This is a genomic window from Paraburkholderia lebeckiae (assembly GCF_050436225.1).
GTDB lineage: Bacteria > Pseudomonadota > Gammaproteobacteria > Burkholderiales > Burkholderiaceae > Paraburkholderia > Paraburkholderia tuberum.
In genome coordinates, this window is record NZ_JBNDLU010000003.1 from 851,950 (window position 1) to 865,039 (window position 13,090).

Annotated in this window: 13 protein-coding genes and 1 pseudogene; 10 read left to right on the forward strand and 4 right to left on the reverse strand. The window is 59.9% G+C overall.

The features are described from left to right. Nucleotides 1–63: 63 nt before the first annotated feature. Nucleotides 64–1,191: an aminotransferase class V-fold PLP-dependent enzyme gene (locus tag OKW45_RS38640; RefSeq protein WP_429473907.1), complete on the forward strand. Its 1,128-nt coding sequence runs from the start codon at nt 64–66 to the stop codon at nt 1,189–1,191. 79 nt (nt 1,192–1,270) lie between these two features. Here the strand turns inward: OKW45_RS38640 and OKW45_RS38645 are convergent, their stop codons facing one another. After that, complete coding sequence (locus OKW45_RS38645; RefSeq protein WP_429473908.1) at nt 1,271–1,666, reverse strand: VOC family protein; 396 nt, start codon at nt 1,664–1,666, stop codon at nt 1,271–1,273. Between the two features lie 448 nt (nt 1,667–2,114). Here OKW45_RS38645 and OKW45_RS38650 point away from each other — a divergent pair, with 448 nt between their 5' ends. Together OKW45_RS38650 and OKW45_RS38655 are read left to right on the forward strand one after the other, a co-directional pair. Beyond that, nucleotides 2,115–2,453, forward strand: a complete 339-nt coding sequence (locus tag OKW45_RS38650) for a P-II family nitrogen regulator (RefSeq protein ID WP_026226100.1) — start codon at nt 2,115–2,117, stop codon at nt 2,451–2,453. Nucleotides 2,454–2,480: 27 nt separating this feature from the next. Next, nucleotides 2,481–3,905 (forward strand): ammonium transporter, encoded by a 1,425-nt coding sequence (locus OKW45_RS38655; protein ID WP_018422137.1) that lies wholly within the window; start codon nt 2,481–2,483, stop codon nt 3,903–3,905. Between the two features lie 124 nt (nt 3,906–4,029). Here the strand turns inward: OKW45_RS38655 and OKW45_RS38660 are convergent, their stop codons facing one another. After that, nucleotides 4,030–4,203 carry a hypothetical protein gene (locus OKW45_RS38660; RefSeq protein WP_429473909.1) on the reverse strand — a complete coding sequence of 58 codons (174 nt, stop codon included), beginning with the start codon at nt 4,201–4,203 and terminating at the stop codon, nt 4,030–4,032. Between OKW45_RS38660 and OKW45_RS38665 the strand changes: the two genes are divergently transcribed. Together OKW45_RS38665 and OKW45_RS38670 are read left to right on the forward strand one after the other, a co-directional pair. Next, nucleotides 4,180–4,470, forward strand: a complete 291-nt coding sequence (locus OKW45_RS38665; RefSeq protein WP_429473910.1) for a hypothetical protein — start codon at nt 4,180–4,182, stop codon at nt 4,468–4,470. The two genes, OKW45_RS38660 and OKW45_RS38665, sit on opposite strands and share 24 nt — an antisense overlap. Before the next feature lie 134 nt (nt 4,471–4,604). Further along, nucleotides 4,605–5,771, forward strand: coding sequence for a porin (locus tag OKW45_RS38670; protein WP_018422134.1), 1,167 nt, complete (start codon nt 4,605–4,607; stop codon nt 5,769–5,771). 217 nt (nt 5,772–5,988) lie between these two features. Here the strand turns inward: OKW45_RS38670 and OKW45_RS38675 are convergent, their stop codons facing one another. After that, nucleotides 5,989–7,776, reverse strand: a complete 1,788-nt coding sequence (locus OKW45_RS38675) for a hypothetical protein (RefSeq protein ID WP_429473911.1) — start codon at nt 7,774–7,776, stop codon at nt 5,989–5,991. A 302-nt stretch (nt 7,777–8,078) separates the two neighbouring features. Further along, nucleotides 8,079–8,252: pseudogene (locus OKW45_RS38680) on the reverse strand (helix-turn-helix domain-containing protein); the annotation flags it as partial. Nucleotides 8,253–8,459: 207 nt separating this feature from the next. Between OKW45_RS38680 and OKW45_RS38685 the strand changes: the two are divergent. The 5 genes from OKW45_RS38685 to OKW45_RS38705 all read left to right on the forward strand — a co-directional run bounded on the left by OKW45_RS38685 (nt 8,460) and on the right by OKW45_RS38705 (nt 13,089). Further along, nucleotides 8,460–9,479 (forward strand): LacI family DNA-binding transcriptional regulator, encoded by a 1,020-nt coding sequence (locus OKW45_RS38685; protein ID WP_429473912.1) that lies wholly within the window; start codon nt 8,460–8,462, stop codon nt 9,477–9,479. 114 nt (nt 9,480–9,593) lie between these two features. Next, entirely contained in the window at nt 9,594–10,925 is a 1,332-nt protein-coding gene (locus tag OKW45_RS38690) for an ABC transporter substrate-binding protein (RefSeq protein WP_429473913.1), read from the forward strand. A 66-nt stretch (nt 10,926–10,991) separates the two neighbouring features. Further along, nucleotides 10,992–11,948: a carbohydrate ABC transporter permease gene (locus OKW45_RS38695; protein ID WP_018422128.1), complete on the forward strand. Its 957-nt coding sequence runs from the start codon at nt 10,992–10,994 to the stop codon at nt 11,946–11,948. Further along, the gene (locus OKW45_RS38700) at nt 11,945–12,898 is read left to right on the forward strand and encodes a carbohydrate ABC transporter permease (RefSeq protein WP_026226095.1); all 954 of its coding nucleotides are present in this window, start codon (nt 11,945–11,947) and stop codon (nt 12,896–12,898) included. The genes OKW45_RS38695 and OKW45_RS38700 overlap by 4 nt, the downstream gene beginning before the upstream one ends. After that, nucleotides 12,895–13,089, forward strand: a complete 195-nt coding sequence (locus OKW45_RS38705; RefSeq protein ID WP_429473914.1) for a hypothetical protein — start codon at nt 12,895–12,897, stop codon at nt 13,087–13,089. Before OKW45_RS38700 ends, OKW45_RS38705 begins: the two co-directional genes overlap by 4 nt. Nucleotide 13,090: the final 1 nt, after the last annotated feature.

The following is a 13,090-nucleotide window of genomic DNA, read 5'->3' on the forward strand; positions in this document are numbered from 1 at the left end:
TGCAGGCGGCTTTCGTTAGAATCTGTTTTCGATTCTTTTACCCGTCAATTGCCGGAGGCGAACGTGCCAGGTTTACTTCCCGATGTCGACCGCGAGGGACTCCTCGAATATTCGGTCGTCTACACCGACCGATCAATCAATCACATGTCGCAGCTCTTTCAAGGAGTCGTACGCGATATTTCCTGTGCCCTGAAAAAAGTCTACAACGCGAAGTCGGTCGTGATCGTCCCGGGCAGCGGGACTTTCGGCATGGAAGCCGTCGCCCGGCAGTTCGCGACGAACAGGAAGTGTCTGGTCATCCGCAATGGCTGGTTCAGTTTCCGCTGGTCGCAGATTTTCGACATGGGCGACATTCCGTCTGAATCGATGGTGCTGAAGGCGCGTCCGGTCGAACGAGGTAGGCAGGCCGCATATGCACCGGCTCCGATCGAAGAAGTCGTCGCTGCGATCAAGGAAAACAAGCCGGATCTGGTCTTTGCGCCGCATGTCGAAACCGCATCCGGGTTGATGCTGCCTGATGCCTACTTGCGCGCGGTGTCCGACGCGGTGCATGCCGTCGGCGGCATGTTTGTACTGGATTGCATCGCCTCCGGTACGATCTGGGTGGACATGCAGGCCAGCGGCATCGATGTCCTGATCAGCGCACCGCAAAAAGGATGGAGCGCGTCACCCTGCTGCGCAATGGTCATGCTCAGCCCTCTCGCCCGCGAAAGAATCGACGCAACGACCAGCACCAGTTTCGCGTGTGATCTTGGGAAATGGCTGCAGATCATGGAAGCCTACGAGAACGGCGGGTTTGCGTATCACGCCACGATGCCCACGGACAGTCTCGCGACGCTGCGCGACGTCATGAAGGAAACCGAGGCATATGGCTTCGAGAAAGTCAGAGCTGAGCAGCTGGAACTCGGCAAGCGCATTCGCTCACTCCTGAGTGACAAAGGTTTCAAAAGCGTGGCGGCTGAAGGTTTTCAGGCTCCTGGCGTCGTGGTTTGCTATACGGACGATGACGGCATACGATCCGGCAAGAAATTCGCCGATGCCGGCTTGCAGATCGCGGCCGGTGTTCCCCTTCAATGCGACGAGCCAGAAGACTTCAAAACCTTCCGCGTCGGACTATTTGGCCTGGACAAATTGCATGACCTCGAAGGCGTGGTCGCCAGGCTCGCCAAGGCGTTGGACAGTATTCTTTAGAGCGTTTTTCCAAAGCACGTGCGCGAGGCTCGCTCTCGCGACCGCATCGGCGGGAGCATTCCGGAAGCTGCCGGAATAGTTACGCCGCAGGATCGTGACAACAAACGCAAATCTTGTTCCCCTCCGGGTCGCGGAAGTACGCCCCGTAATAGTCCGGGTGATAGTGTGCTCGCAAGCCGGGAGGACCTTCGCAAGAACCTGAGTTTGCCAGCGCGCTGGCGTATGCGTTGTCGACTGAACGACGATCAGGCGCAAGCAATCCCACCATTTGACCGTTTCCGTGTTCTGCTGCGTTGCCATCATATGGTCTGCCGATAAGGAAAAGCGGACGCGGCATACCCTCAGCCATCCAACCAGCCCATGGTTTATCTGGCTCGCAAAACTTCAGTCGATGTCCCAACTCGCTCATGACGGCCGAATAGAACTTCAAGGCTCGGTCAAAGTCATTCACCCCAACGAAAACATGCGAAATCATCCTGATCTGTTCCTGTTCGAGTCGCGATGTCTTTGCACGTTATCACGGCGGAGTTGCGCTCGACCCGTTAGACACTCGCGAGCGTCGGGCATGCGAGGGCACCCTGAAAGCCTGGTTTAATGAATGTGTAATCGCAAGCGACAGAACCGTGCACATATGCCCCCGATTGGGCGGACGACGGGAAAGCGCGCTCGCACATGGTGCCTGGGTACATCCAGTCCGTACGCCGAATTCCGCTAAGAAGCCTTCTGAGAGGTCAGCTGCCCAATCCCGCTCCGTTCCTCACAACATCCATCCGAGCGACATAGGACCCGAAGCGCGGCTCCTTCGATAACTCCCCGCTCCAGTACTGCCGTGCGAATGGCATGACAGTTGCTTTGAACGTCTCCGCGCTGAGCCACGGTCATTCGCGGCCAACATCGGGATCGACGATCAACGGAGAGGCAAATTGAAACTAATCAGTGCGGTCATCAAGCCATTCAAGCTTGATGAGGCTCGAGAAGCCTTGTCATCGCTTGGCGTCTCTGGAATCACGGTTACGGAGGTCAAGGGTTTTGGGCGTCAGAAAGGGCACACCGAACTGTATCGGGGCGCGGAGTACGTCGTCGATTTCCTGCCGAAAGTGAAGATCGAGGTCGCCGTCCCGGACGACATCGTCGATCAGGCTATCGAGGCGATCGAGCGTGCGGCGCGTACCGGAAAGATCGGTGACGGGAAGATCTTCGTGACGCCGATCGAACAGGTGATCCGGATCCGCACCGGCGAGACCGGCGCCGACGCCCTATAAAAAACACTGGGATAAGAGGAAAGAGATATGCGCAAACTGTTGATGACGTTGTTGATGGCCGGCTCATTGCTCGCCGGCGGGCTGGGCTCCGCATTCGCGCAAGACGCCTCGGCGCCCGCGGCCGCCTCCGTGCCGGTCGCGCAAGCGTCCGCGGCTCCAGCGGCACCGGCCGCGGCGGATGCCGCTGCATCGGCACCGGCCACCCCGACCGCACCGTTCTCGGTCGATTCATCGAAGATCAACTCCGGCGACACCGCGTGGATGCTGACCTCCACCGCGCTGGTGCTGTTCATGACGATCCCGGGTCTCGCGCTGTTTTACGGCGGCATGGTCCGCAAGAAGAACGTGCTCGCGACGCTGATGCAAAGCTTCGCGATCACCTGTGTCGTGACGATCGTCTGGACCGTGGTGGGCTACAGCCTCGCGTTCACGCCTGGCGGCTCGTTCATCGGCGGCTTCTCGCGCGTATTCATGACGGGCATGAACTACATCAAGGGCGACAAGGCCACGACGCTGACCGTCAGCCACCTCGCGCCGACGATCCCCGAGACGGTCTACTTCGTCTATCAGATGACCTTCGCGATCATCACGCCGGCGCTGATCACCGGTGCGTTCGCGGACCGCATGAAGTTCTCGGCGATGCTGGTGTTCATGACGCTGTGGTCGATCATCGTCTACTCGCCGATCGCGCACATGGTGTGGGAGCCGAGCGGCTGGCTGGCTAGCGCGGGCATCCTCGACTTCGCGGGCGGCACGGTGGTGCACATCAACGCCGGTATCGCGGGTCTGGTCTGCTGTCTGGTGCTCGGCAAGCGCGTCGGCTATGGCAAGGAAGCGATGGCGCCGCACAACCTGACGCTCACGCTGATCGGTGGCGCGATGCTGTGGGTCGGCTGGTTCGGCTTCAACGCGGGTTCGGCCGTGGCAGCGGACGGCCGTGCCGGCTTCGCGATGTTCGCGACGCAGGTGGCGACCGCCGCGGCGGCGCTCGCGTGGATGTTCGCCGAATGGGCGGCCAAGGGCAAGCCGTCGGTGCTCGGTATCGTGTCGGGCGCGGTCGCGGGTCTGGTGGCGATTACGCCGGCGTCGGGCTTCGTCGGCACGCTCGGGGCGCTCGTGATCGGTATCGTCGCGGGTGTGGTCTGCTTCTGGTCGGCCACGTGGCTCAAGCACAAGCTCGGTTACGACGATTCGCTCGACGCGTTCGGCGTGCACTGCGTGGGCGGGATCGTCGGCGCGCTGCTGACCGGCGTGTTCGCGGTCAAGGACATCGGCGGCGCGGACGGTGACGTGATGCTGCAACTCAAGGGTGTCGCGACGACGCTGATCTACAGCGGGGTGGTCTCGTTTGTTCTGCTCAAGGCAATCGACGCAGTGATGGGGTTGCGTGTCGCCGAGGAAGAAGAGCGCGAAGGACTGGACCTGGTCCTGCATGGCGAGGCGGTCGAATAACGGTTGCGCCGCGGATGGAGCGGGTACGACGGTCACCGCCCCTCCTTTGGGGTGCCGCGTGCCTGCCGGCATCGCTGCCGTGCGAGGCAGGGCGCCCGCGTGTCTTGGGTTGGGGGCCTGGCGCTTACAGCGGCCAGGCCGCGACAGAAGTCGGAGCATCCTTCGTACTTGAGAGCATGCGGGTGTCTGCCAGGTACGCGCCCGTACTGCCGAAGTTCGGCCAGACGGGCGAGGAGGTCGTGCCGGGTTCGAGCAACCGGATTTCCGCCAGCCGATGAAAAAGAATAATCAGCAGCATGTTGTCGTACTGGTTGTTCTCATATCGCAAATCGCCTTTTTGGCAATGTTCGCATTCGCCGAACATGTCGTCAGGCATAACAGATGGCTCGCCGCAGGATTCGGATTCGACTTTTTATTCGGGCTGATTCTGTCGGTCGGCTTTGTCGGGATGTGGCGCACGCGCGCCGCCGATTCAGATTTTCTCGGATTTCTTCTGGCCAATCCGGTTGATCTGGCGATCGTGATTGCGACCGCGGGTCAGCTAGTGGCCATTCTGCTTGTTTGATGCGATTGGAAAGCGCATTTCGATTTGGAAGCAGATCGGTGCGAGTTGACCATCCCACGTGGAATGTGCCGGATGGAACTCCAATCAAAAAGAGCTGTTCTATTTTTCTGCAATCGCAAATGGGACATAAAGGCATGAAAAAAACCTTGGTGGCAATTGGGGTCCTCGGCGCATTTTCGGTTTCCGCGTATGCGCAAAACAGCGTGACCCTGTACGGTCTTATCGACACGGGACTCATCTATACCAACAACCAGGCCGGTCATAGCAATTGGCAAATGGCGACCAGCTCCACGCAGAATACGGTGTTCGGCCTCAAGGGTACTGAAGATCTGGGAGGTGGTGTTCGTACGATCTTCAAACTCGAGCAGGGCTTCAATCTAAATAACGGTAGCCAGGCTTTTCCGGGTGACGCCTTCGGTTCTCAGGCCTGGGTTGGGCTGCAAAGCGACAATCTCGGCACCGTGACGTTGGGCCGCCAGTTCGATGTGCTGAACGACCAGCTCGGACCGATCTCCGCGGGGAGCAACACGTGGGGCGGCAACCTCGCCGCACACCCGTTCGAGAACGACAACCTGGCGGCTGATTCGGTGGTCGTCAACAACGCGGTCAAGTATGTGAGCCCGACTTATGCCGGCGTGACGTTCGAAGGCATGTATTCGTTCAGCAACAAGGCGGCAGGATTCGCTGACAATCGCGCGTACGGCTTTAGCGTAGGTTATGCGCAGGGCCCAGTGAATCTTGCTGGCGGATACCTGCAGTTCAATAACGCAGGCGGCGGCGTATCGGGCACGAATCCGAATGGGGCAATCGCGCAGGGCGACGGCAGCGCGAACTTCATCGCGGAGCGCCAGCGTATCTGGGGCGCCGGCGGCAATTACACGTTCGGCCCCGCAACTGTCGGATTCGTGTGGAGCCATACTCAGATCGACAACATGGCGGGCGTCATCTCGCTGGGCCTCGGCAGCTATCTGCCGCTTGGCGGCAATCTGCGATTGGACAATTACGAGGTGAACGCACACTACTCGGTGACGTCTGCGTGGAGCGTATCCGGTGCCTATACGTTCACTGACGGTGCTTACAACCAGGGGGCCACGAAAGCCTCTCCAAAATGGAATTCGGTCATGCTGCAGACCGACTATTCGTTGAGCAAGCGTACCGACGTGTACCTGGAAGGCGTCTATCAGCATGTTCATGGCGCGCCGGCGGATTCCGTGCTCGCAGATGCGATGATCAATACCCTCTCGCCATCGTCGACGGGCACGCAGGTCGCGGTCACCGTGGGACTGCGACACCAGTTCTGATCTTCTGATTGCACGAATCGTGCGCTGTAGCGATGCGGCTGTGGGCGTAACGTGATGCACGGACACAGCCGCGTTGCAACAGAGGCCGCCTGACTCGCAACTCGTCGCCCCGGGCTACGAGACCTATCGCGGTCTCGGCCGGGACGGGTTATCCGTCAACGTCTCACGCAGGTCGGATCGACCGTAGGCAGCGCGCGGACTCAGCGAGTGCGGACGCTCAGCTATCGGGATGGCTCGCGACAAAACTGGCGAACGCATTGTACGGAAGCGCAAGTGCCGTGCCGTTGATCATCAGACCGTAGGTTGCGTCCCCGCTATCGAGCTCGTAATACATGGCCGATTGAATGTTCTTCGTCTTTCTCGCCTGATAGTAAGTGAGCAGGCGCGACGTGATGTAGTTGGCCCGGTACGCCTCGGTCTTCTCCGGTCCTGTGTTCCATTCCGAGATCACGAAGGGGACGCCATATCGGGCCTTGCAATAGGTGGGCAAATCGAAGCCCGGGCCGGACCCGTCGGAGCCGATATCGAAGATGTCGCCGTACACCTCGTAGTTGTGCCACGTAGTCAAGTCCCACCTGACGGTCGGATGGCCGCTCGTGCCATCGGGCTGCTTGCCATCCCACAGAGCGTCGGATGCGCCGGTGTCCGCGACGCAAAAGTTGACGCCGCATTTAGCATCCGTTTGCACCGACTTGACCCCGTCGATCATGCCGCGCATCGCGCCGCGCATCAGCGGCCAGTTTGCATTGTTGAAGTCGACGACGCTCGTTCCTGCGTTGGTGGAGTCGAGAATGATCCCGTTCGCGCGCGTCAGTTCGTTGCCGCATTCATACAGGCTCACGCCGTGGGGTTGCAATGCCGTCGCGACAGTTACCGCGCAATTGAAGCCGCGCGTGTAGGCGGCCGATTCGCTCGTGAACAGGTTGCCGTTACCGTCGTAGATGCCGACATCGATCAGCACGAAAAGGGTCAAGCCCGCTGGCTGGAATGCTTGTGCCAACGCCACGACCGCGGCGAGTTGCGGTGCGTAGTCGGTACAACTGAGCCGGTACGTCGAGCAGCCCAGGGCTTGCATGATCGACACGAGCTGCGACGTCGAGTACAAATAGTCGTAATGCCCGTTGATACCGTGAAAGGAGCCGGCCGGCGCCGCGGTCGCGATGCGCGGATCGTTGCACGGCAACCATTCATCCGCATCGGCGCACACGTAGAACTGGCCGCCGGTCGATTGTGCCCAGAACTTGCCGCCGTACCACAGCAGAAGCGCCGCATTCGACATCGTGCCGACGGCACTCCGATCGCGGTACACGACACCGTTCACGACGGTCCATATCGTGCCGACCTTGTCGATCAGATACGACGCCGGCGGGATCATGGTGCCGTCGGCGGAGGTGCCGCCCAAACGTGGGTCATTGCACGACTGCCATCCCGAACCATTCCATCCGTAAAATTGGCCGCCGGTTCCCTCATGATAGATCGTACCCCCGTACCAGAGTATCAACGAGACGTTGTAAGTGTTGCCCGCCGCGACACCGTTCCTGTAGACAGATCCGCCGACCAGGGTCCACGACGCGTTCTGACTGTCGATAATCACCGTCGCCGGCGGGATGGTCGTGTTCTGTGGCGAAGCGTTCGAAGCGTTGCCGGGTGACCCCGAGTTCGGGTCCGATGAAGAGCCAGAACTGTCGCCCGAGGTCGAGCCGGACGTACCGGTGGACGCTGTTCCAGTCGAGGCGGTCGGCGACGAGCCGTTCGCCACCGTCGTCGTGCCGCTAGTCGAAGTCGTAATACCGGAACTGGTCGTGCCCGTCGAGGTCGCGATACCGGAGGTTGCGGTGCCCGTAGAGGGTGCCGTCGTGCTCGACGGGTTCGTGGAATTGCCCGTGGAAGAGCCGCCGGCATCCGCAGTACCGCTATCACCACCACCACCACCGCCGCACGCGCTCAATACGACGCTTCCGCCGAGCGCAGTGAGACAACCAAGAAATTGACGTCGCGCAATCATGACAATAGCGCGAGCTGCCGCGAGGCGGCCCGCAAGGAATCCGGAGAGAAGTTGGGGAGTCCTTCGGGTCGCGAGTGCGTCGCGTGAGCCGTTCAGGACATTCGATGCGCGGTCGTGGGTGGTCTCGCATTGCGACCGATCACTGAGTCCGGCAAGTCATGCCTGTCTGTCGGCACAAACTGCGCATGGGAGCAGGGTTGTGCCGAAATAAAATCTTTTCGCTCGCAATGGACGAACTGCGAAAAGATCTCACTCTGCGGGTGAGGGCGTGGGAATCGGACGCTGTCTGCACAGCGGCGGACTCAGACGGGCGATCGCAATGCCGCTTCTGTGCGATGCGGCCCGACGATGCCCAGCCGCGCGATGCGCCGGTACAGCGTCGCGCGCGATATGCCTAATGCGAGCGCGGCGGCGTTTGGCCGCCACTGGCAACGCGTGAGTGCCACGACGATCCGTGCCCGCTCGTCGTCGGCGCTGGCCGGCGACGTGGAGTTCGCCGCGAGCGCCGGCAACGCACCGCCCTCTGATTTAGGCAATTCATGCATTCAGACATGCACGCTTAAACGCGATTCCCTATTGCCGTCAGGAATGATGCATTTATTGCCGCAAAAAAACTTGCATTTGTCGCGAAAAAAACTACCTTGATCTAACCAAAAGCTTCTGTTCGGCACCGGAGGAGACACATGCCGGCTACACGTATGATGATTGCGCGTCGCGCGGGCGTTAGCGTGGCCACGGTCGATCGTGTGTTGCGCGACGACCAGGCTGTGCGTCCGGAAACGGCAGATCGCGTCCATCTCGCGCTGGCGGCCCTGCGCGACGAACGCGCAAGTCGCGGTCGTCCTGCCAAGATCAATACGTATCGGGTGGCCTTCGTTCTGCCTCAGGTCAATTCGCGCTTCCTCGACCACGTCGAGCGCAATATCGCGCTGTCCGCCAGCTTCTTTCGCGAGCACCGCATCATTCCGTCGTTCTACCGCTGCGATTTCGCGGGTCATCGCGACACCATTGCTTTCGCTGAGCAGGTGATCGACTACGACGCACTCGTGCTTGTGCCGCTCGACTACCCCGCGGTCGAACGCCTCGTTGAGGATATGAGCGATGCGGGCGTGCCCGTTGTCACGGTGTTCTCCGATCTGCCCGCAAGTCGCCGCGCTGCGTATGTTGGCGTCGATAACCGGATTGCTGGCCGCACCGCAGGACTTTTGATGGGCCGCTTTCTCGGCGCGCGACTCGGCACGGTGGCGATTTTATCGGCCTCGTCGCGCCTGCACGATCAACTGGAACGACGCACCGGCTTTTCGCAGGTACTGGAAGAGGACTTTCGCAACCTGAGCTGGATCGCCGAACCGGACTTCGCCGAAGATGACGAGGGCGCAGGTCTTGCCGTGCAGGGGCTTCTTGCGCGTCACCCGGATCTGGTCGGGTTGTATGTGACAGGTGGCGGCATCTCAGGCATCGCCACGGCATTGCAGGAATCCGGCGACAAGGCACGCCTGGTACTGATCGGGCATGAACGCACCGCGGAGACTCGCGCGCAACTGTCCGAGCGCGCGATCGACGTGATCCTCGATCAGGATGTGCGCGGCATCGTTCACTGGGCAGGCCTCGCCGCCATCAATTTTCTTAACGACGTGCGTGGCGCGCTCGCCATCCCAACGCCGGAGACCCGGATTTATCTTCGTGAGAATGCGCATGCCTGAAGCTCGCGACACGTGGATTGCAGTCTGAGTCCGCTGGAGCCGAAACACAGCACCCGGCGCATGGGCGCTGTTCCATAGCAGGTTGGAGACCCGAGAAAGACAAGGAGAAGACAAATGTTACGTCTTACGTCAGCAAGGGTAGTAGCGGCGGCCATCATATCGTTGGGACTCGGCATGGCAACGGGCGCGCAAGCACAGGGCAAGCAGTTGACGTTATGTTGGGCGGCATGGGACCCGGCCAATGCACTCGTCGAACTGTCGAAGGATTTCACGAGCAAAACCGGCATCAAAATGAAATTCGAGTTCGTACCATGGACCAGTTACGCCGATCGCTTCATCAACGAGCTTAATTCGCATGGCAAACTATGTGATCTGATCATCGGGGACAGCCAGTGGATTGGCGGCGCCGCGGTCAATGGACACTACGTCAAGCTCAACGACTTTTTCGCGAAGAACAAGATATCGATGAACGACTTCGTGCCGGCGACCGTCGTCGGTTATGCGGAGTGGCCAAAGAATACGCCGAACTACTGGGCGTTGCCCGCCATGGCGGATGCAGTTGGCTGGACCTATCGCAAGGACTGGTTCGCGCGCCCTGAGTTACGCGCCGAGTTCAAGCAGAAATATAAGCGCGAACTCGAACCACCCAGCACGCTGGACGAACTCAAGCAAACGGCCGAGTTCTTCCAAGGCCGCAAGATCGATGGCAAGACCGTGTACGGTGCCTATATCTTTACAGAGCGCGGTTCTGAAGGGATCACGATGGGGGTGACCAATGCGCTTTACAACTTCGGCTTCGAATATGAAGACCCCAAGAAACCCTATCACCTGGACGGCTTCGTCAACTCGCCGGACGCGGTCAAGGGGCTGGAGTATTACAAGGCGCTTTACAAGTGCTGCACGGCGCCCGGCATGACCAACGCGTACATGCAGGAAGGACTGGACGCCTTCAAGTCTGGCCAGGTGGCGATGCAGATGAACTGGTTTGCATTCTTCCCAGGACTCTACAAAGACCCGAACGTCGGCGGCGACAAGATCGGTTTCTTCGTCAATCCGCGTGAATTGAAGCAGTACACGCAGCTTGGCGGACAGGGCATTTCTGTCGTCTCTTATTCGGATCATAAGGACGACGCGCTCGAGTACATCAAATGGTTCGCGCAGCCGGATGTTCAGAAGAAATGGTGGCAACTGGGCGGCTATTCGGCGGCGAAGTCGGTGGTGGATGCGCCCGACTTTCCGAAGAGTGCACCTTTTGCGCCGGCATTCCTGAAGTCGATGTCGATCGTGAAAGACTTCTGGGCTGAACCCGCCTATGCAGAACTGCTGCTCGACATGCAAAAACGCGTGCATGACTATGTGGTGGCCGACAAGGGCACGGCCAAGGAGGCGCTGGATCTGCTGGTCAAAGACTGGAACAAGGTCTTGAAGACCGAAGCCAAGAATTAGCGTGTATCCAGGACTGGACCGGCGGCGCCTGCACGGATGCCGCCGGTCCGCTTAAAGGAGCCAGGCATGTTGGCAAACAAGCCTTTTTCGTCGGCGGGGCTGGAGTCGCGGGCGTCGGCGCATGCGCGCACACGTCTGGCCGGGTTATCGGACAGAGCCATTGCGTGGCTGTTCATCCTTCCAACCATCCTGCTGCTGCTTGCGATCAACATCTTTCCGTTGATCTGGGCGTTACGTCTGTCGTTCACGAACTTCAAGTCGAATATGCCGAGTGTGCCGGCGCGCTTTGTCGGTATCGACAACTACGTCGACATTCTCAGCGACGAAGACATCTGGTACGCAATGCAGGTGACGGCGCGTTTCGTGTTCTGGTCGGTCTCACTCGAGGTTCTACTGGGTTTCGGCCTCGCGTTGCTGATCAACCGGCAGTTTCGCGGTCATAGCTTCTGGACCACGCTGATCCTGCTGCCGATGATGCTGTCACCGGCAGTCGTGGGCAACTTCTGGACCTTTCTGCTGCAACCGCAAACGGGCCTCTTCAACGATATCATCGGCTTCTTCACCGGCATTGCGCCCGGTTCATTCCAGATGATCGGCGACGTGTCGCTCGCGCCGTGGACCATCGTGATGGTCGATACGTGGATGTGGACCCCCTACGTGATGCTCATCTGCCTCGCGGGCCTACGGTCGATTCCCGACTACATCTACGAAGCGGCTGAAGTGGATCGCGCCACACCGTGGCGGCAGTTCTGGTCGATCACATTGCCAATGACCTTGCCGTTCCTGATGCTCGCCGTGCTGTTTCGCGGCATCGAGAACTTCAAGATGTTCGACATGGTGAACCTGCTGACTTCGGGCGGCCCGGGTTCGGTGACTGAAACCGTGTCAATCACATTGAAGCGTGCCGCTTTCGAGAAATGGCAGACGGGCTACTCTTCGGCGCTAGCCATCATTCTGTTTGTGACGGTGTTCGGTGCGGCGAACATCTATGTCAAGGCCCTCAACCGGGTGAAACAGCGATGAGACCGACTACGACCCAACATTCGGTGGTGGCGTCGTCGCCACGCGGCAAGCGCTTCGCCGCGGCGGTTGTCATCACCTACGCGCTGCTTGCAACCTTGCCGATGGTGTGGATCTTCCTGACGAGTTTCAAGACGCAGGAAGACGCGATTGCCTATCCGCCTGTCCTGCTGTTTCAGCCGTCGATGGAAGGCTATGTGAACCTGTTCACGATCCGTTCGCGGCAGACTCCCGAGTTCATCGCCAGTCTGCCGCCCGCGCAGACCTGGTATGAGCGCGATGTGCGCAGGCGAAACATGGTAATCGCCGGGCCTTCGAAGGTCTTGCCGCGCTTCGTAAATTCGCTCGTGATCGGTTTCGGCTCGACCTTTCTCGCGGTATTTCTCGGCACGCTGGCGGCTTATGCGTTCTCGCGTTTCAAGGTGCCGCTCGCCGACGACCTGCTGTTCTTCATCCTGTCGACGCGCATGATGCCGCCGATCGCAGTCGCGATTCCGATCTACCTGATGTATCGGGCACTCGGCCTGAGCGACAGCTATGTCGGCATGATCGTCCTCTATACGGCGGTGAATGTATCGCTGGCCGTCTGGCTTCTGAAGGGCTTCATGGACGAGATTCCACGCGAATACGAGGAGGCCGCGCTCGTCGACGGGTACACGCGGCTGCAGGCTTTCGTCAAGGTGGTGCTGCCGCAGGCCATCACCGGCATTGCCGCAACCGCGATTTTCTGCCTGATCTTCGCGTGGAACGAGTATGCATTCGCGTCACTGCTTACAAGCGGCGATGCGCAGACCATGCCGCCGTTCATTCCGTTCATCATCGGCGAAGGCGGGCAGGACTGGCCGGCCGTCGCGGCGGCGACGACCCTGTTCGTGCTGCCTATCCTTATCTTCACTGTGGTGCTGCGCAAACATTTGTTGCGCGGCATCACCTTCGGAGCGGTGCGCAAATGAAACGAGACTCCGTTTGGCCGCAAAGACATTATCTGCGCCGTGGCTACAGCGAAGCGGTGTCGACTGCACTGATTGTTCTCGGCATGGCGATGCTGGTGCAGCCGTTTTCGTTGACGTTGTTCACATGGTCGTTTCCGGTCATCCTGGTAGGCGCGCTCGCGTTCGTCGTGACCAGCCATTTCCCGGACTGAC

What these genes read in the sequence shown, in the direction of transcription:
- OKW45_RS38655 (WP_018422137.1), top strand. Translation starts at nt 2,481, where the DNA reads ATGCGCAAACTGTTGATGACGTTGTTGATGGCCGGCTCATTGCTCGCC.
- OKW45_RS38685 (WP_429473912.1), top strand. Translation starts at nt 8,460, where the DNA reads ATGCCGGCTACACGTATGATGATTGCGCGTCGCGCGGGCGTTAGCGTG.
- OKW45_RS38645 (WP_429473908.1), bottom strand. Translation starts at nt 1,666, where the DNA reads ATGATTTCGCATGTTTTCGTTGGGGTGAATGACTTTGACCGAGCCTTG.
- OKW45_RS38665 (WP_429473910.1), top strand. Translation starts at nt 4,180, where the DNA reads ATGAAAAAGAATAATCAGCAGCATGTTGTCGTACTGGTTGTTCTCATA.
- OKW45_RS38695 (WP_018422128.1), top strand. Translation starts at nt 10,992, where the DNA reads ATGTTGGCAAACAAGCCTTTTTCGTCGGCGGGGCTGGAGTCGCGGGCG.
- OKW45_RS38700 (WP_026226095.1), top strand. Translation starts at nt 11,945, where the DNA reads ATGAGACCGACTACGACCCAACATTCGGTGGTGGCGTCGTCGCCACGC.
- OKW45_RS38675 (WP_429473911.1), bottom strand. Translation starts at nt 7,776, where the DNA reads ATGATTGCGCGACGTCAATTTCTTGGTTGTCTCACTGCGCTCGGCGGA.
- OKW45_RS38660 (WP_429473909.1), bottom strand. Translation starts at nt 4,203, where the DNA reads ATGCTGCTGATTATTCTTTTTCATCGGCTGGCGGAAATCCGGTTGCTC.
- OKW45_RS38690 (WP_429473913.1), top strand. Translation starts at nt 9,594, where the DNA reads ATGTTACGTCTTACGTCAGCAAGGGTAGTAGCGGCGGCCATCATATCG.
- OKW45_RS38705 (WP_429473914.1), top strand. Translation starts at nt 12,895, where the DNA reads ATGAAACGAGACTCCGTTTGGCCGCAAAGACATTATCTGCGCCGTGGC.
- OKW45_RS38670 (WP_018422134.1), top strand. Translation starts at nt 4,605, where the DNA reads ATGAAAAAAACCTTGGTGGCAATTGGGGTCCTCGGCGCATTTTCGGTT.